The 16,989-nt window shown below is 73.9% G+C and carries 15 protein-coding genes; 6 read left to right on the top strand and 9 right to left on the bottom strand.

Annotated features, from left to right (window positions below; genetic code table 11):
- Positions 1–63: 63 nt before the first annotated feature.
- Positions 64–372 (top strand): hypothetical protein, encoded by a 309-nt coding sequence (locus tag ACFY3N_RS18410; RefSeq protein WP_390817724.1) that lies wholly within the window; start codon positions 64–66, stop codon positions 370–372.
- A gap of 30 nt (positions 373–402) precedes the next feature.
- Here the strand turns inward: ACFY3N_RS18410 and ACFY3N_RS18405 are convergent, their stop codons facing one another.
- Positions 403–645, bottom strand: a complete 243-nt coding sequence (locus tag ACFY3N_RS18405) for a DUF5302 domain-containing protein (protein WP_390817723.1) — start codon at positions 643–645, stop codon at positions 403–405.
- 201 nt (positions 646–846) lie between these two features.
- Between ACFY3N_RS18405 and ACFY3N_RS18400 the strand changes: the two genes are divergently transcribed.
- From ACFY3N_RS18400 to ACFY3N_RS18390, 3 genes are all read left to right on the top strand, one after another.
- Positions 847–1,143, top strand: coding sequence for a heavy-metal-associated domain-containing protein (locus tag ACFY3N_RS18400; RefSeq protein WP_390817722.1), 297 nt, complete (start codon positions 847–849; stop codon positions 1,141–1,143).
- A 404-nt stretch (positions 1,144–1,547) separates the two neighbouring features.
- A complete protein-coding gene (locus ACFY3N_RS18395; RefSeq protein ID WP_390817721.1) occupies positions 1,548–2,117 on the top strand; it encodes a DUF6328 family protein in 570 nt (189 codons plus the stop codon).
- Positions 2,118–2,270: 153 nt separating this feature from the next.
- Positions 2,271–3,503 (top strand): ABC transporter substrate-binding protein, encoded by a 1,233-nt coding sequence (locus ACFY3N_RS18390; protein WP_390817720.1) that lies wholly within the window; start codon positions 2,271–2,273, stop codon positions 3,501–3,503.
- Positions 3,504–3,541: 38 nt separating this feature from the next.
- On the opposite strand, the gene ACFY3N_RS18385 is transcribed toward ACFY3N_RS18390, so the two are convergent.
- Both ACFY3N_RS18385 and ACFY3N_RS18380 read right to left on the bottom strand, forming a co-directional pair.
- Positions 3,542–4,858: an ABC transporter substrate-binding protein gene (locus tag ACFY3N_RS18385; RefSeq protein WP_390817719.1), complete on the bottom strand. Its 1,317-nt coding sequence runs from the start codon at positions 4,856–4,858 to the stop codon at positions 3,542–3,544.
- 167 nt (positions 4,859–5,025) lie between these two features.
- Complete coding sequence (locus ACFY3N_RS18380; protein WP_390817718.1) at positions 5,026–5,778, bottom strand: N-acetyltransferase; 753 nt, start codon at positions 5,776–5,778, stop codon at positions 5,026–5,028.
- Positions 5,779–6,096: 318 nt separating this feature from the next.
- On the opposite strand from ACFY3N_RS18380, the gene ACFY3N_RS18375 reads away from it, so the two are divergent.
- Positions 6,097–6,993: a universal stress protein gene (locus ACFY3N_RS18375; protein ID WP_390817717.1), complete on the top strand. Its 897-nt coding sequence runs from the start codon at positions 6,097–6,099 to the stop codon at positions 6,991–6,993.
- 227 nt (positions 6,994–7,220) lie between these two features.
- Here the strand turns inward: ACFY3N_RS18375 and ACFY3N_RS18370 are convergent, their stop codons facing one another.
- The 3 genes from ACFY3N_RS18370 to ACFY3N_RS18360 form a co-directional block, all read right to left on the bottom strand.
- A complete protein-coding gene (locus tag ACFY3N_RS18370) occupies positions 7,221–7,952 on the bottom strand; it encodes a CBS domain-containing protein (protein ID WP_390817800.1) in 732 nt (243 codons plus the stop codon).
- 305 nt (positions 7,953–8,257) lie between these two features.
- Entirely contained in the window at positions 8,258–9,280 is a 1,023-nt protein-coding gene (locus ACFY3N_RS18365; RefSeq protein WP_390817716.1) for a zinc-dependent alcohol dehydrogenase, read from the bottom strand.
- A 33-nt stretch (positions 9,281–9,313) separates the two neighbouring features.
- Positions 9,314–10,213: a universal stress protein gene (locus ACFY3N_RS18360; RefSeq protein WP_390817714.1), complete on the bottom strand. Its 900-nt coding sequence runs from the start codon at positions 10,211–10,213 to the stop codon at positions 9,314–9,316.
- 498 nt (positions 10,214–10,711) lie between these two features.
- Here ACFY3N_RS18360 and ACFY3N_RS18355 point away from each other — a divergent pair, with 498 nt between their 5' ends.
- On the top strand, positions 10,712–11,695 hold the full coding sequence (locus ACFY3N_RS18355; protein WP_390817712.1) for an Acg family FMN-binding oxidoreductase: 984 nt from the start codon (positions 10,712–10,714) through the stop codon (positions 11,693–11,695).
- Between the two features lie 15 nt (positions 11,696–11,710).
- On the opposite strand, the gene ACFY3N_RS18350 is transcribed toward ACFY3N_RS18355, so the two are convergent.
- The 3 genes from ACFY3N_RS18350 to pflB all read right to left on the bottom strand — a co-directional run bounded on the left by ACFY3N_RS18350 (position 11,711) and on the right by pflB (position 16,644).
- On the bottom strand, positions 11,711–13,447 hold the full coding sequence (locus ACFY3N_RS18350; RefSeq protein ID WP_390817711.1) for a GAF domain-containing protein: 1,737 nt from the start codon (positions 13,445–13,447) through the stop codon (positions 11,711–11,713).
- Between the two features lie 186 nt (positions 13,448–13,633).
- Entirely contained in the window at positions 13,634–14,389 is a 756-nt protein-coding gene (gene pflA, locus ACFY3N_RS18345; RefSeq protein WP_390817710.1) for a pyruvate formate-lyase-activating protein, read from the bottom strand.
- Positions 14,386–16,644, bottom strand: a complete 2,259-nt coding sequence (gene pflB, locus ACFY3N_RS18340; protein WP_390817709.1) for a formate C-acetyltransferase — start codon at positions 16,642–16,644, stop codon at positions 14,386–14,388. Before pflB ends, pflA begins: the two co-directional genes overlap by 4 nt.
- Positions 16,645–16,989 lie beyond the last annotated feature (345 nt).

Genomic DNA, 16,989 nt, shown 5'->3' with positions numbered 1-16,989 from the left:
ACGGCGTGCGCTCGGCGTGATGCCCGGCGGTTCGGGTACTGCGGAGGGCCAGGAGGGAACGTCATGACACGTGTGAAGCAGTACGCCGTAGCCGCCAGCGGGCAGTGGAAGGACCAGGAGGAGGGCCGCCGCCGGCTGCCCTCGGGCGAGGTGCACGCCTGGGAGCCGGGTATGAACCAGACCGTCTGCGGGTTGTCCCTGAGCCGCTCGGAACTGGTTCGCTTCCCGCATGTGACCTGGCAGGACACCTTCCCCGAATCCGGAGGCGCGGCGGACCGCGTCCGGCGCGTGTGCCCCCGCTGCGCCGCTGTCGCAGGACGCCGCGGCGGCGACGCCCGTCCCCGGTGGCACCGGACGAATCCCAGGCCGTGAGCGCCCGGGCAAGCGGCTTCGTCCGTCGGCTCAGCCGCCGCTCTTACGCCTGAACGACCGCCGGCCCGCAGCCGGGCCGTGCGCCGCGCGCACCTTCGACGCACCCGGGTTGGCGGCACCGTCGGCGGCGTCCGCCTGCGCACCGCGCTTGCGCGCCAGGGCCTCACGGAACTTGCGCTTGAGGTCGTGGGTGCCGTCGCCGTCCGGCTCCGGAGGGGACGTCTCGGGGGCGGTCGGCTCCGAGCCTTCCGTGGGTACGGGCTCTGCGGTCATGGCGGCCTCCTGGGTTCGGGGGTGGGCAGGCACAGCTTGTCATGCCGGGCGCCGTACGGGGTGCCGTAGGGAGCCTCGGCATCGGCAACTCGGTCGACCTCATACCCCCAGGGGGTATAGTATCGACATCGTCGGAGGGCGGGCCGCGCAGGTGCGCCCCGCCGACGGCAGACCCACGCATCCACACCCGAGGGAGCACCCATGACCACCCAGACGAACTCCGGATCCTGCTGCTCCTCCGGCGGCTCCTGCGGCTCCGGCGCCACGACCGACGTCCAGGGCCTCGGCGTCACGACCGTCTACAAGGTGTCCGGTATGACCTGCGGCCACTGCGAGGGGGCGGTCTCGCAGGAGATATCCGCTCTGGACGGCGTGACCGCGGTCACGGCCGTGGCCAGGACCGGCGAGGTCACCGTCACGTCCGCCGCCCCGCTCGACGAGGAGGCCGTCCGCGCCGCCGTCGACGAGGCCGGCTACGAACTCGTCGGCCGGGGCTGACGGCCGGCCCGGTCTCTTCGGCGTTCGTCATGGCGAACGGCCTGCCCCTGAGGTTCTTCACGCAGGCCCGAGGAGACCCGCGCCGACCAGGAGGGGCCCTGCCGGACGGCAGGGCCCCTCCTGCATCACGTCCCCGCCCGGGGCTTCAGGCGCATCCGCCGCGCCGAGCCACCCGGCGGACGCCCTCCACCGTGCCGGGTGGCCGGCCTCCGATCAGGTGTCGGATGCCGTACGTGCTCATGCCCACGACACGTCCGTCCGCCGCGCGCCGGCAGGGCGCCTCGTCCCGGCCGCGAAGCCGTCGTCGTGCGCGGCGCGCTCCGCGTTCGGCCCTCCGAGCCCATGACCTGCATGAAGACCGCGGAGACGGGGCAGACGGTCGGCCTGGGAAATGGGGAGGCACCATGACGATGACGGAGCAGTCCGCCGAGCCGGCGAAGGAGGCCGGCGCTTGCTGCGCGCACCGCGACGGCCACGGCCCGGGGTCCGGTGCCGAAGCGCCGGAGTCCCCGCGTGAGCGGGTCAACCGGCGCTGGAACGAGATCCTCCAGGAGACTCGGGTCACCCAGACCGGCGTGCAGATCCTCTTCGGCTTCCTGCTGAGCGTGGCCTTCACCCCGTTGTTCCGGGAACTGGGGACGGTGGACCGCGTCATCTACGTGACCACCGTGGTCCTGGGCGCTTCGGCCACGGGATCGCTCATAGCGCCCGTCTCCATCCACCGCTTCCTGTCCGGCCAGCGCATGAAGGACGAAGTGGTGGAGGCCGCCGGCCGCCTGATGATGTGCGGCATGGTCCTGCTCGCGCTGACCATCGGCTGCACGCTGCTGCTGATCCTGCGTTTCGTGGTTCCCGGCGTCCTCGCCGAAGTGCTCGTCGGCGGGGTCATGCTGTGGTTCGGCCTCTGCTGGTACGTGCTGCCGCTGCGCCTGCGCCGCCGTGCCGCCCGGCGCTCCCCCGCCGGCGGCGCGTAGGCGCCCGGAGCGGGGGGCACGGACGCAGGCCGGGCCGTCCGCGCCCGAGCGGGCCGCACGGCTCGGCGTCCCACCCGCACGCGCACGCCGGTCCCCGGCCTGCGCGCTCGTCGTCCCACCGCGCACGGCCGGTTCCTCCGGCTCGGCGGCACGTTGTCGATCCTCCAGCTGAGCCACTACGTGCCCCGCTACGACCGGTGGTTCGACACCTTTGCCGAGGAGTGGGGAAGACGGGTGGGCGTGGACGTCCGGGTCGACCACGTAGCCCCGGAGAGCCTGGTCGCGCGCACGACGGCGGAGATCTCGGCGGACTCCGGCCACGACCTCATCGAATGGATCAGCCCTCCCTCCCAGCTGGAGCCGGACGTCGTCGACCTCTCCGACCTGCACGACGAGGCGGTCAAGCGCTTCGGCCTCGAGCAGCCCTTCTGCAAGAAGGCCGGCCACAACCCGTCGACGGACACGTACTACGGCTGCAGCCACGCCTGGACGCCCGATCCGGGCAACTACCGCAAGAGCCTGTGGCGCCGGGCCGGGATGGGCGACGGGCCGTCGACCTGGGAAGAACTGCTCGAGGGTGGCAAGGCGGTCAGGCAGAGGTCCGGCATCCCCCTCGGTCTCGGCATGTCGGACGAGCTCGACTCCACCATGGCCGCCCTCGCGCTCCTGTGGTCGTACGGCGCCTCCGTGCAGAACGAGCTCGAGCGGGTGGTGCTCGACTCCCCGGAGACGGTCGCCGCCGTCACGTACATGGCCCGGCTCTACCAGGAGACGATGACCCCGGAGGTGTTCTCCTGGAACTCCGCCTCCCACAACAAGGGGCTCGTCGCCGGGCGTCTGTCCTACATCCTCAACGCGGTCTCCGCGTACCGCACCGCCCAGTCCGACGCCCCCGGGACCGCGGACGACGTCTTCTTCACCCCCGCGCTCAGGGGCCCGACGGGGCTCGGGATCGCCTGCCAGCACGCCGTGTTCGTCCACGTCGTCCCCCGGTTCTCCGGGAACGTGGACGCCGCCGAGGAGTTCCTCCTCAACCTGTCGGCCAACGACGCTGCCAGTACGTACCAGTCGGAGCTGTACAACCTTCCCGCCTTCCCCACCCGGGTGCCGCAACTCGACTCCTGGCTGTCCGCCGACCCGTTCGGGTCACGCCCGTCCGGCAAGCTCGAACTGCTGCGGGGCTCGGGAACGTGGACCGCGGACATCGGCTATCCGGGGCCGCCCAGCCCGGCCGTCGGCGAGGTGGTCACCGGCTTCGTCCTGCCGCACATGATGGCCCGCGCCGCCCAGGGCAGGCAGTCGCCCGCGGAGTCGGCGGCCCAGGCGGAGGCGGAGGTGGAGAAGATCTTCGCCAAGTGGCGGGCCCGCGGCCTGGTCGGCCGCTAGACCCGGTCGCCGGCCGACCAGCGAGCCGGGGACCGCGGTCATTTGCCCGCGGTGGACGCCGCCGGCGCACGGTCACGCGCCGCGGAGATCGGCCAGACGACCTGCCGGCTCCGGAGACCGTTCGGGTGGACGACGCGCCAACGGCCGTCGAGGAACTGCTCGACGACCCCGCGGGCACCGGTGTTCTGCCCACTGGCGTCGAACCGGACGTAGTCCCAGAAGTCCATGATCAGGTCCCGGCCCGGCAGGCTGACGGTGCGCAGCGCCGAGCGGATCCGCTCCGGATCGGTGGAGCGCGCCCCGTTGATCGCCACGGCCAGGGTCATCACGGCGGTGAAGGCGCGCGCGGAGTTCTCGGTCATGGGCGCGCCGAACTCCGCCGCGAACCTCCGGGCGACCTTCCTGGCCGTCGGGTCGCGTTCGGCCGAGTCGGCCGACCACGCGGTGCGGCGGAGGAAGCCCCGGGCGTCGGCCGCCCGGGACGGGCCGGCCACGAACTCGGGGTCGGAGAAGCCGCCGCCGTAACCGAGCACCGCCGGCGGCAGGTAGCCGAGCCGGGTGAACGCCTTCTGGAGCAGCAACGCGTCCCTGGTGTAGGACAGGACGAAGAGCGCGTCCGGTTTCCCGGCGCGGATCTGCCGCACAGACGGCACCAGGTCGAAGGAGTCGGCGTCGTACCCGACGTCGGCGGCCACGGTCAGACCGTGTTGCCGGGCGAGCTGCCGGGTGATCGCGGCGCCGTCGTTGCCGTACTGGTTGTCGACGTGCAGGATCCCGACGGTCGAGATCGGTGCGCCGGCGGCCCTGCGGTCCTCGATCAGGGAGAAGAAGGCCCGGCCGTAGGTCAGGTCACTGGGGCCGGTGCGGAAGAAGTACCGCAGGCCGCGTCGGGTCAGTTCGGGCGAGGAGGAGTCGCCGTTGACGAAGGGAATCCCGAGCCGCTCGGCGCGTTCACTGGCGGTCCTGGTGACGGACGAGTGGTAGGCGCCCGTCAGGGCGACCGCCCCCCGGTCGGCCACCAGCCGCTGCGCCTGGCTCGCCCCGGTCCGCGGGTCGCCCTCGGTGTCGGCGTGGACGAGCTCGAGCCTGGCCCCTCCCAGGTCCGGCAGGCCGGACTCGCCGGCCAACGGGACGGCCAGTCCGGGGAATTCCCCGTTGACGATGTCCGCGGCGAGTTGTGCGCCGTTGCGCGCGTCCCTGCCTGCCGAGGCATCCGGGCCCGAGACCGGTTCCAGAACCCCGATCCTCACCTGCTCGGCCTGTGTTTCCGCGCTGCGGTCGGCACAGGCCACGGTGAGTGCCGGGAGGGGGGTGAGGGCCAGCAGGAGGGCCAGGGCCCGCAGCGTGCCGCGCATGGCAGCCTCCTCTCGAACCACGTGACCGGTGCGATCGGCGGCCGTCCGCCGGTCGTGTGCGGTCCATGCTGGTACCGCCCCGCCGGTACCGCCACGGGACGGCACCGACCGGGTTACCTCGGCCCGGGCCGCTCCGTCCGCCCGGCTGGACCTGTCCGTACGCGCGCTCAGAGCCGGTACCGGACCCATACGTTGGGCTCGCAGTACACGGCGTGCTCGTGCCGGAGGGAGCAGTGCACCGGCACCAGCGCACCGGGAACCGTGACCGGCCCCTCGGAGTCGAACGGCAGCCCGGTCCAGCGACGCCACTGGCCGAGCGAGCCGACGACCGTCCTGGACGCGGGGGCGACCGACTCGACGACGCCGCCTGCCCGGACGTGCACCCGCAGCCAGGGATCGTGCGGCAGCCCGTCCTCCCGGCGGTCGCGGACGGCGTACGCGGCCATCGGCGTGTCCGGTTCCAGGTGCTTGGCGGTCGGCCGCGAGGGCGCGACGAGTTCCTTGAATCCGCCCGCGCGGGCGTTGTCCCGCATGGCGGACACCATGCGACCGGCGATCCCCCTGCGCTGGGCCCCCGTCGCGACGGTCATCTCGATCGCGCTCACCGTGTCCGGCGTACGGCCGTGCCGCAGGTCCGTCAGCGCCCACCGCAGCGTCTGGTCCCATCCGGTGGCGGGCAGTTCCCGCCGTCCCTCGGCGCCGAGGACGAACGGGACGCTCAACGCCCTGGCCACCAGGTCGCCTTCGGGTCCGATGGCGACCAGGACGTGCTGCGGGAACTCGGCGGCGATCCACTCGGGGTTCTCGCCCCCGACGAGTTCGTGCCGCATGAACGCCGGCCAGGTGTGCGGCATGCTCCACAGCGATGCGCGCAGCTCCGGCCGCTCCGTCAGGGTCGTGATCACCAGGTCACCGTTCATTCCGGGCAGATTAATCACAAAGAGGACATTTTTCCTTGTCCGCGCTCGTCCGGGGCGTGTCCGCCCGAGCGGCTCCCTCGCTTCGGTGACCCCGGACCGGACCGGGAGAAGCGGACGTTCGGCCTCGAACCCGTCGCCCGCGCACCGCGTGTCGTCACGCCGGCGCCGGACCCTCTCTTCTCCGGTCCGGTCCGCCCTGCCGTCGGGGCCGTGTGCCGGCACGGCCCCGGGCCACTCGGCCCTGCCCCCGCGTGTGGCCCGGTGGCACCGTGGGGACAGGTCGCCACAGGCCACCACAGCCCTCAGGAGGTCCTCGCCATGCCCCGTACCGTGACCGTCGGACTGGACGGCTCATCCGAGAGTCTGGCCGCGGCGGAGTGGGCCGCCGCCGAAGCGGAACTCCGCGGCCTTCCCCTGCACCTGGTGCACGCCTGGGACTGGCAGCCGTACATCCGGGCGGTGCCCTCCGACACGGCGCAGCGGCAGTGGGGCGGGCGTGTCCTGCGCGAGGCGACCGAGCGACTGCACGACCGTCACCCCGGTCTGGAGATCACCTCGGAACAGGTGCGACGGCCCCCCGTGACGGCGCTGCTCGCGGCGTCCGCCGAGGCCGATCCGCTGGTCATCGGGTCCAGGGGGCTGAGCGGCGTCGCGGGGTTCCTGGTCGGTTCGGTGGGACTCGCGCTCACCGCCGAAACCGACCGGCCCGTCGTTCTCGTGCGCTCCGGCGCGCGCGTCGAGGACGGGCACCGGCCGGACGCGGACGGCCGTCCGTCGGCCGGCACGCCCTACCGGGACGTCGTCCTGGGCCTGGACCCGGAGCGCCCCGCCGAAGCGGTCATCGCCTTCGCGTTCGAGGCCGCGGCACGGCGCGCGGCCGGGCTCCGGGTCGTGCACGGCTGGAGCATGCCGTCCTACCTCGCCTACGGCCTCACCGGGGACACCGCTCCCGACGACGAAACGGCCCGTCGGGAGGCGGGTGCCGTCGAGGGGGTCCTGGCTCCCTGGCGGGAGAAGTTCCCCGGCGTGCGGGTCGTCGAACAGAGCGCGGTCGGGAACCCCGGCGCCCACCTGGTGGACGCGGCGGCCGACGCGTCCTTGATCGTCATCGGGCGGCGCACCCGGCACACCTCGCTCGGTGTCCGCATCGGGCCCGTCGCGCACGCGGTGCTGCACCACGCCACGGCGCCGGTCGCGGTGGTCCCGCACGAGTGACGGGGTGCGGCGGCGGAACCGAGCCGGCGTACCGCGTACCGCGGGCCGCCGGCCGGCACCGCGTCGCAGGAGGACCGGACCGGTCATGGGCCGGCCGGGCAGGGCCTCGGCCGCCGGCCCCTCCGTGCGCGGGGCGCCCGCCTTGGTCCCGGCGGTCCGCTTCCGGCGATCCGCCGGTCGTTCCGTGCGCGGCCGGCGCCTTCTTCCGCGTGGTGGTCCGCCTCCCGTCACAGCCGGCGCAGCCGGCCGTCCGCGACACCGTGCGGCATCCGTGCGTCGGGCTGGAACCGCGAGTCGTCGAACTGATGGGTGAGCCCGTCCACGACGTCCACGACCCCGTCGATCCTCCGGGTCATGGAGACGGCCGTCTCGGCCTCGCTCCTCCGTTCCGTCCGGCCCCGCAACGTGACGACACCTTCGACCACGGTGACGTCGACGCTGCCGGGAACCAGCCACAGCCCGCGCTCCAGCACCTCGTGGATCACCTCCTCACGGATGTCGGCGTCCGTGCGCAGGAAGACCCGCAGCAGGTCGCGCCGGGTGACGACGCCGACCAGGCGGTCCTCCTCGTCCAGCACCGGCAGCCGCTGCACACCGCGCCGGACCATGACACGGGCCGCCTCCACGACGGTGTCCTCGGCGTGCGCGGTGACCGGCTCAGCGGTCATCAGGCCGCCGGCCGTACGGGCCCCGGCCCTGGCCGCCCGCCGGCGGGCGCCCGGCATCAGCGCCGCGAGCCGGAACCGCGGCGGCGAATCGTACGGGAGCGGCGTCCCGGCCTGGTGGGCCATCAGGTCCGTCTCGGAGACGACGCCGATGACGTGCTCGTCCTCGTCGACGACGGGCAGTCCGCCGATCCGGTGGTCGGCGAGCAGCCGGGCGACCTCCTTGAACGGGGTGCCGTACTCGGCCCTCACGACCTCGGTGGTCATGACGGAGCCGACCTTCGTGTTCCTCATGTCCGTTCCTCCTCGGCGCGGTCGCCGCGGACAGGGGTCCTCGGGCCGGCGCGGCGGCCGGCGCGTCCGCGCGCCGGGCGCGGTGACGCCGCCGGGCGCGGTGACGCCGCCGGGCGCGGTGACGCCGCCGGGCGCGGTGAAGCCGCCGGGCGCGGCGAGAACCGGGTGGAAGCCGGTTCCGGCGGGCTGCGGCGGGGCGCCGCCCGTCCGGGACAGCCGGTGGAGCGCCCGCTCCCGGCCCGCCGGGTCGACGGCCCGCGGGCCGGGCCCGTCGACTCCGACGACCGGGGGCGGGCGCATCGTGCTCAGCCTTCCGCGCCGAGGTCGAAGACGATGCGGGCCTTGACCTGACCGCGCAGGACCTCGTCGATGGACTCGTTGACGGCGGTGAGCGGGCGGGTCTCCTGGATGACCCTGGTCCGGCCGGCCGCGTGGAGCTGGAAGACCTCGGCGAGGTCCTGCCGGGTGCCGACGATGGAGCCGATCACCGAGGTGCCGCCCAGCACGGTGTCGAAGATGGGGACCTGGATGGTCCCGTGGGCGGGCAGGGCGACCATGACGAGCTTTCCGCCGCGTCGCAGGCCGGAGTTGACGGCTTCGAAGGCGGCGGGGTTCACGGCGAGGGCGAGGGCGGCGTGGGCGCCTCCGTGCCGCTTGAGCTCCGCGCCGACGTCCTGGGTGCGGGCGTCGATGAGGATGTCCGCGCCGAGTTCCCGGGCGAGTTCGAGCTTGTCGTCGGTGACGTCGACGGCGGCGACGGTGGCGCCGGCGATCTTCGCGTACTGCACCGCCAGGTGGCCGAGTCCGCCCACGCCGGAGACGGCGACGAGCTGGGCGGGCCGGACGCCGGCGACCTTCAGGGCCTTGTACGTGGTGACGCCCGCGCAGGTCAGCGGGGCGGCGTCGACGGCGCTGACGCCCTCGGGCACGGGCTGGGCGAAGTCGGCCCGGGCCAGCATCTTCTCGGCGTGGCCGCCGTCACAGCCGTAGCCGGTGTTGACCTGGCTCTCGCACAGCGTCTCCCAGCCGGACAGGCAGTGCTCGCACCGCCCGCACGCGCTGCCGAGCCACGGCACGGCGACCCGTTGGCCGACGGCGAGGTGGGTGACGCCTTCGCCGAGCTTCTCGACGAGGCCGACGCCTTCGTGGCCGGGCACGAACGGCGGGGTGGGCCTGACGGGCCAGTCGCCGTGCGCGGCGTGGATGTCGGTGTGGCACAGCCCCGACGCCTCCACGCGGACGCGGACCTGACCGGGGCCGGGCTCGGGATCGGGGCGCTCCTCGATGACCAGGGGCTTGCCGAATTCCCGTACGACCGCTGCCTTCATGATGTCCTCGCTTCTCTTCCGTGGTGGGGCGCGTCAGTCGTGCGCGACGACGGCCACGGGTGCGGTGGAGTGGTGCAGCACCGCGTGGGTGACGGCACCGATGTGGGTGCCGAAGGGGGTGCGGCGCACGCGCCGGCCCACGACGACGAGGGAGGCGTCGCGGGAGGCGTCGATCAGGAGGCCGGCGGGGCTGCCGAGGCGGGAGGTCTCGACGACCTCGACGTCCGGGTACTTCTGCCGCCAGGGGCGCAGGGCTTCGGTGAGCCCGGCGGCGTACTGCCGGGCGAGCGCGTCGGTGGTGTCGACGCCGGCGGCCAGGCTGTACGCGTAGTACGCCGGCAGGTTCCAGCCCTGGACCGCGTACAGGGCGCTCCCGCGGCGCTGTGCCTCCTCGAAGGCGAAGGCGATGACGGTGTCGTCGGGGCTGCCGAGGCCGAGGACGACGGGCCGGAACGCGGTCGCGGCGGACGGGACGCCGGTCGGGTCCATGACGTGTTCGTCGGCGGCCCGTTCCCCGGCCCGGACCAGGACCACGGGCACCTCGGTCCGCGCGACCACGGACTGGCCGACGGAACCGACCAGGAAACCACCCAGCCCGCTCAGCGCGCGGGACCCGAGGACCAGCAGTTCCGCGTCGCGGGCCGCTTCCACGAGGACGTCGGAGGGCGTGCCGGAGCGGTGCTCGGTGCCCACCTCGATCCGGGGGTGGCGCAGGCGCAGGCCCTCCGCGGTCTCGCGGGGGATCCGCTCGGCCCGGTGCCGGTGCGTCGGCGCGCCCGGCAGCGGGTCCTGGGCCATCGGCTCCGGCACCGGCTGCCACACGTGGACCAGCGTGACCGGCAGGCCGCGCAGCCTCGCCTCACGGGCCGCCCACTCGGCGGCGGCCCGGCTCTCGGCGGAGCCGTCGAGTCCTACGGTGATCGTGCGGGCCATGGTGGCCTCCTCCTGCATCGGGTGGTCTGGTTCCAGCGTCCCGGCCGGTACGTTCCCGGGGCAGGGGCCGCTGGTCCCCGGCCGGGACCGACCGGCCCCATCGGGTACCGCCGGTGTCCGGCGCTGCCGTCCGTCCGGCGGACCCGGGTGCGCCGGCGGTCCGGTTCCCGCGGGAGGACGGCGGGGGGAGGCCCGCGGTGTGGCGGGGGTGCTCGCGCACGGCCGTGGCGGTGGTCCTTCGGGGGACGGTCCGGCCGGTTCCCGAGGCCACTCGCCCCGGTGGAGGGGCCGGCCCGGGCCGGATGCCGGCGGGCCGCGGCCCCGGTGCCCGCCGGCCCTCTCCGTGCGGGGACGTTCGGCGGCGGGCCGGGGCGGGGGCCGTCCGGAGCGCGGAGGGGCCGTGCGGCCCCTCCCCCGCCCGGTGGCCGGGAGAGGAGGCTGAGGGGGTCATCCACCAGCCCCACCCGTCGCGCGGCGTGGGGCGGGAAGGCGGTTCCCATGAGCACCGCGACACTCGACGCCGTGGACCTGGAGCATCTGGTCGACGCGGCCGTGGCCGCTCCGTCCCTGCACAACACCCAGCCCTGGCGGTTCCGGCTGGATCCGGAGGCCCGCACCGTGCGGATCCTGGCCGCCGTCGACCGGGGGCTGCGTCACACCGACCCGGCCGGACGCGCCGTGCACCTGTCCGTGGGCTGCGCGGTCCTCAATCTGAGGACCGCCGCGGCCCACTTCGGCCTGGAGCCGGTGACACGGCTGCTCCCCTGCCCCGCCCGTCCCGGTCTCCTCGCCACGGTCCGGCTCGCCGAGGCGGCCCGGAGGACCACGGTGCCCGATCTGTACGAGGCCCTGTGGCGCCGGCACAGCAGCCGCTTCCCCTTCTCCGACCGGCCGCTGCCCGCGCGTGTGCGCACCGAGCTGGCCGAAGCGGCCCGCGCCGAAGGGGCTGCGCTGTCCTTTCCCGGACCGCTGTGGACCGAGCGGCTGCTGCGCGTGACCCGGGAGGCCGAGGAACGCAACAGGACGGACGCCGACCGGGCCGCCGAGAGCCGCCGCTGGGCGGGGAGTCCGGCGCGCTCGTCACTGGGGGTGCCCGCGGAGGCCGTGGGGCCTCAGGACGCGCTGGACCGGATCCCCATGAGGGACTTCGGCGCCCACCGGCACCCCGCCGTCCTGCCCGCCCGCGCCTACGAGAGGCACCCGGCGCTCGCCCTGCTCCACACGGCGCACGACCGGCGCGCGGACTGGCTGCGCGCCGGCCAGGCACTGGAACGGGTCCTGCTGGTGGCGACCGCCCACGGACTGCGGGCGTCCCTGCTCCACCAGGCGCTGGAATGGCCCGACCTGCGGAGGCGCCTGGAGAACCCGGCGGACCACGGACCGTCGGGCCGCGTCCAGATGGTGCTGCGGCTGGGCTACGGTCCCGAGGGGCCCGCCTCGCCGCGCCGCACGGCCCGGGACGTCACGGCGCAGGACGCCTGACCGCCCCGGCGTCCCTCACACCGCGTCCGGGGCCGGTCCCACCGGTGCGTGCCACACGATCCGCGCGCCGCCGCCCTCCGGACTGCTCAGCTCCATGTCCCCGCCGAGTTTGCGCGCCCGCTCCGCCATGTTGCCCAGACCGCTGCGCCGGCCGCCGGACGGTATGCCGACGCCGTTGTCGGTGACCGACAGCCGCACGTCCCTGCCGTCGGTCTCCAGCACCACGTCGGCGCGGTCCGCGCGGGCGTGCCGGGCGATGTTGGTCAGGGACTCGGAGAGGACCGCCAGGACGTGGTCGGCGGTCTCCGCGGGCACGTGCGTGTCGAGCAGGCCCTCCATGCGGACACTGGGGGCGAAACCCAGCAGCGGAGCGGCCTCGCCGACCGCGCGCACCGCGCGGGAGCGCAGGCCGGGAGCCGCGTCGTCCTCGCGGGAGCGCAGGCCGAAGATCGTCGACCTGATGATCTTGATGGTCTCGTCGAGGTCGTTCACGGCCCGCTGGACCCGGTCCGAGGCCCCTTCGTGCTGGATGAACCGGTCGGCGCTCTGCAACGTCATGCCGGTGGCGAAGAGCCGCTGGATCGCCAGGTCGTGCAGGTCGCGGGCGATCCGGTCGCGGTCCTCCAGCAGGGCGATCTGCTCGGCGTCCGCGCGGCGCTCCGCCAGCTCCATGGCGACGGCGGCCTGGGCGGCGAAGACCTGGAGCGGTTCGGTCTCCTTCTCGGAGAACTCACGGCCGCCCGACCGCCGGGCCAGCAGGACCACACCGCGGACACCGTCGCCCGAGCCGATCGGTACGGCGACGGCCGGTCCGAGCCCGTCGAAGCGCGCAGGACCGGCCGTGATCCGGGAGTCGCGCGAGACGTCCGGGCTGCTGACGGACACCCGCCGGACGAACGCCTGCCCGATGAGAGTTCCCTCCGCGGGCAGGACGATCCCGCGCCACACGTCGGCCTCCTGGCCTATCGCCAGTTCCACGGCGAGGGTGTCCGTCCCGCTCACCGGCATGGCCACCACGCCCAGGGCGGAGGCGGTGATCTCCCTGGCCCGTTCGGCGATCAGCGGCAGTACCCCGCCCTGGTCCGCGCCGGACATGAGGGTGTGCGTGATCTCGGCGTTCACCTGGAGCCAGCGTTCGCGCAGCCGGGACTCCTCGTACAGGCGGGCGTTGTCGATCGCCACGCCGGCCGCCACGGCCAGGGTCGCCAGCACCGACTCGTCGTCCTCGTCGAACTGCTGGCCGCCGCGCTTCTCGGTCAGGTACAGATTGCCGAAGACGTGGTCCCGCACCCGGATGGGGACACCGAGGAAGCTGTTCATCGGCGGATGGTGGGCCGGGAAGCCGTACGAGGCGGGGTGCTCGGAGAGCTTCGTCAGCCGCAGCGGCTCCGGACGGCGGATCAGCTCGCCGAGGATGCCGTGCCCCTCCGGGTAGGGGCCGATCCGGGCGATCTGCTCGTCGTCGACACCCACCGTGTGGAAGGCGGACAGGCGCTTGCCGTCCGGACCGATCACGCCGAGGGCCGCGTACTCCGCGTCGACCAGTGCCGCCGCCGCCTCCACGATGCTGTGGAGCGCCTGCTCGAGGTCCAGCTCACGGCCGACCGACAGCACCGCCTCCAGCAGGCTGTGCACCCGGTCGCGGGTTCCGCGGGCCGCGTCCAGCCGGGCCTGCAGTTCCTCCAGCAGCTCGTCCAACCGCAACTGAGGCAGCCGTACCCGGGCCTCCCCGGCACCCTCGGCGCTTCCCAACGCTGGTCCTCCACACCCCGTCGAGCCGTCGGCGAACTGCCGCTCGCCTGTCACGGTAGCGGCTCGGCCGGGCGGACGGTACGGGATCACCGGCCGAGGCCGGGAGGGAACGCCGCTCCGGTCCGGCGGCCGGGTCCTCGCCGACGGCGGCCCCCGTCCCGGTGCGGGCGGGCGGGGACGACCGCCTCAGTGGGCCATCAGACCCCGCTCCCGGAACTGCCCGCGGACCCGGTCCACCAGCGCCGCGTCGGGGACCGGCGTGTTCCGCAGGGGGAAGGGGACGCCCAACGCGTCGTACTTGTGGGCGCCGAGCTTGTGGAACGGCAGGACGTCGACCCGCTCGACGCTGCCGAGGCCCGCGAGGAAGGCGGCGAGTCCGTCGACCGCCTCCGGGTCGTCGGTCCAGCCGGGCACCAGCACGTACCTGATCCACACGCGCCTGCCCAGCCGGTCGAGGCGGGTGGCGAAGTTGAGGGTGGGAGCGAGGTCGCCGCCGGTCAGCTTCCGGTAGGTGCGTACGTCGAAGGACTTGACGTCCAGCAGGACCAGGTCGGTGTCGGCGAGCAGGGCGTCGCTCGCGCGGGCGCCGAGGAAGCCGGAGGTGTCGAGGGCGGTGTGCAGACCGAGTTCCTTGCAGCGGCGGAGGACCGCGGCCGTGAACGCCGGCTGCAGGAGGGCCTCGCCGCCGGTGAGGGTCACTCCCCCGCCGGCGGTGGTGACGAAGGCCCGGTACTTCCCGATCTCGGCCATCACCTCGTCGACGGTGGCCGGTCTGCCGTCCCGCATGTGCCAGGTGTCCGGGTTGGCGCAGTACAGGCAGCGCAGGGGGCAGCCGCTGAGGAACAGCACGAACCGGGTCCCGGGACCGTCCACTCCCGTGGACAGGTCCCAGGAGTGGATCCGGCCCGTCACCGGCTCGGCCGTGGTGCCCGTGGTGTTCACAGCGATCCGTGGAAGGTGCGGCTGATCACGTCGAGCTGCTGTTCGCGCGTCAGGCGGACGAAGTTGACGGCGTATCCGGAGACCCGGACCGTCAGCTCCGGGTACTTCTCCGGGTGCTCCATGGCGTCCTCCAGGGTCGCCCGGTCCAGGACGTTGACGTTCATGTGGAAGCCGCCGGAGGCGATGTAGGCGTCGAGGATGCCGACCAGGTGACCGGCGCGTTCCCCGGGGACGTGCCCGAGTCCCTCCGGGGTGATCGTGGTGGTCAGCGAGATGCCGTCGCGGGCCGCCTCGTACGGCAGCTTGGCCACCGACAGGGCCGAGGCGGCCACACCGTGCCGGTCGCGGCCGTTCATCGGGTTGGCGCCCGGGGCGAAGGGCTGTCCGGAACGGCGGCCGTCGGGGGTGTTGCCGGTGTGCTTGCCGTACACGACGTTGGAGGTGATGGTCAGCACCGACTGGGTGTGCTCGGCGTCGCGGTAGGTGGGGTGCTCGCGCACCTTCGCCATGAAGGACTCCACCAGGCCGACGGCGAGCGCGTCGGCGCGGTCGTCGTTGTTGCCGTAGGCCGGGAACTCGCCCTCGGTCTTGAAGTCCACGGCCAGTCCGGTCGCGTCGCGGAACACCTTGACCCGGGCGTGCCTGACGGCGGACAGACTGTCCACGGCGACCGAGAGGCCGGCGATGCCGCACGCCATGAAGCGGTGCACGGGGTGGTCGTGCAGGGCCATCTCGATGCGCTCGTAGGCGTACTTGTCGTGCATGTAGTGGATGACGTTGAGCGCGTCCACGTACGTCCGGGCGAGCCAGTCCAGGACCCGGTCGTACGCGGCCGACAGTTCGTCGTAGTCGAGGTACTCGCCGGTCAGCGGCGGCATCTCGGGGGTGATCTGGTCGCCGGTCATCTCGTCGCGGCCGCCGTTGACGGCGTACAGCAGTGCCTTGGCGAGGTTGACGCGGGCGCCGAAGAACTGCATCTGCTTCCCGACCGCCATCGCGGAGACGCAGCAGGCGATCGCGGTGTCGTCGCCGGTGCGCGGGCGCATCAGGTCGTCCGACTCGTACTGGACGGCGCTGGTGTCGATGGACACCTGCGCGCAGAACTCCTTGAAGCCGTCCGGGAGCCGGGGCGACCACAGCACGGTCAGGTTGGGCTCGGGGGCCGGCCCGAGGTTGTACAGGGTCTGCAGGAAGCGGAAGGAGGTGCGGGTGACCAGCGTCCGGCCGTCGGCGCCGATGCCGCCGATGGACTCCGTCACCCACGTCGGGTCGCCGGAGAACAGCGCGTCGTACTCGGGGGTGCGCAGGAACCGCACGATGCGGAGCTTGATGACGAAGTCGTCGATCAGCTCCTGGGCGCGGCTCTCGTCGAGGAGCCCTTCGTCCAGGTCCCGCTGGAGGTAGACGTCCAGGAAGGTGGAGGTACGGCCCAGCGACATCGCCGCGCCGTTCTGCTCCTTCACCGCGGCGAGGAAGCCGAGGTAGAGCCACTGGACCGCCTCGTGCGCGGTGGCCGCGGGCCGGGTGACGTCGCAGCCGTAGGCCGCGGCCATGCGGGTCAGCTCGCCCAGCGCGCGGATCTGTTCGGCCAGTTCCTCGCGGTCGCGGACGACGTCCGCGGTGGACGGCCGGGCGTCCAGCAGGGCGCGCTCGGCGCGCTTGGCCTCGACGAGCCGGTCGGTGCCGTAGAGCGCGACGCGCCGGTAGTCGCCGATGATGCGGCCGCGGCCGTAGGCGTCCGGCAGCCCGGTGATGATGCCCACCTTGCGGGCGGCCCGCATCTCCGGGGTGTAGGCGTCGAAGACGCCGTCGTTGTGGGTCTTGCGGTAGGTCCCGAAGACCTTCGACACGAAGGGGTCGGCCTCGTAGCCGTACGCCCGCAGACCGTTCTCCACCATGCGCAGGCCGCCGCCCGGCATGATCGCCCGCTTCAGCGGGGCGTCCGTCTGCAGGCCGACGATCAGCTCGCGATCGCGGTCGATGAAGCCGGGGGCGTGCGAGGTGATCGTGGAAGGGGTGGCGGTGTCCACGTCGAGGATGCCCCGGCGCCGCTCCTCGGGGAACAGCGCGCCGACCTTCTCCCAGACCGCGCGCGTGCGGTCGGTGGGGCCGGCCAGGAAGGCCGCGTCGCCCTCGTAGGGCGTGTAGTTGGCCTGGATGAAATCGCGCACGTCGATGCGCTCGCGCCATCCGCTTCCGGCGAACTGCCGCCAGGCGTCGGCGGTCCGGGGGCCGGCTGTCACCGTCGCGGTCATCACAGGTCCTCTCGTCGAATCAACGGTCTTCTCATCGACGATGCTCGTCGTCCGGGCCGGGGGCGGGCAGTGCCGGACAGGGCACGGTCCGAGTCCCCTCCGGCCCCGGACCACCGGGACCTTCGGCCCTCGGGGCACGCACCTGGGCGCGGGAGCCGGCCCGGGGCGGGGACCGGGCAAGGACCGCGGCGGGCCCGGCGCTCGTCGGCGCCGGGAGCGGCCGCCGCTGCGGCGGTCCGGGGCGGACGGCCGCCGGCCCACCCGGTCCCCCGCCGCCGGGCCTCCCGGGCCTCCCGGGCCGCCCGGTGCGCGGCCGCGAGGCTCGCGGACGATCCGTCGACTCCC

This window comes from Streptomyces sp. NPDC000348 (assembly GCF_042898795.1).
GTDB lineage: Bacteria > Actinomycetota > Actinomycetes > Streptomycetales > Streptomycetaceae > Streptomyces.
The sequence above is the reverse complement of the archived record's forward strand: the minus strand, read 5'-3'. Positions and strand labels throughout refer to the sequence as shown.

Excerpts from the sequence above, each read along its gene's own strand:
- ACFY3N_RS18410 (WP_390817724.1), top strand. The coding sequence starts at position 64 with ATGACACGTGTGAAGCAGTACGCCGTAGCCGCCAGCGGGCAGTGGAAG.
- ACFY3N_RS18405 (WP_390817723.1), bottom strand. The coding sequence starts at position 645 with ATGACCGCAGAGCCCGTACCCACGGAAGGCTCGGAGCCGACCGCCCCC.
- ACFY3N_RS18400 (WP_390817722.1), top strand. The coding sequence starts at position 847 with ATGACCACCCAGACGAACTCCGGATCCTGCTGCTCCTCCGGCGGCTCC.
- ACFY3N_RS18395 (WP_390817721.1), top strand. The coding sequence starts at position 1,548 with ATGACGATGACGGAGCAGTCCGCCGAGCCGGCGAAGGAGGCCGGCGCT.
- ACFY3N_RS18385 (WP_390817719.1), bottom strand. The coding sequence starts at position 4,858 with ATGCGCGGCACGCTGCGGGCCCTGGCCCTCCTGCTGGCCCTCACCCCC.
- ACFY3N_RS18380 (WP_390817718.1), bottom strand. The coding sequence starts at position 5,778 with ATGAACGGTGACCTGGTGATCACGACCCTGACGGAGCGGCCGGAGCTG.
- ACFY3N_RS18375 (WP_390817717.1), top strand. The coding sequence starts at position 6,097 with ATGCCCCGTACCGTGACCGTCGGACTGGACGGCTCATCCGAGAGTCTG.
- ACFY3N_RS18370 (WP_390817800.1), bottom strand. The coding sequence starts at position 7,952 with ATGAGGAACACGAAGGTCGGCTCCGTCATGACCACCGAGGTCGTGAGG.
- ACFY3N_RS18365 (WP_390817716.1), bottom strand. The coding sequence starts at position 9,280 with ATGAAGGCAGCGGTCGTACGGGAATTCGGCAAGCCCCTGGTCATCGAG.
- ACFY3N_RS18360 (WP_390817714.1), bottom strand. The coding sequence starts at position 10,213 with ATGGCCCGCACGATCACCGTAGGACTCGACGGCTCCGCCGAGAGCCGG.
- ACFY3N_RS18355 (WP_390817712.1), top strand. The coding sequence starts at position 10,712 with ATGAGCACCGCGACACTCGACGCCGTGGACCTGGAGCATCTGGTCGAC.
- pflB (WP_390817709.1), bottom strand. The coding sequence starts at position 16,644 with ATGACCGCGACGGTGACAGCCGGCCCCCGGACCGCCGACGCCTGGCGG.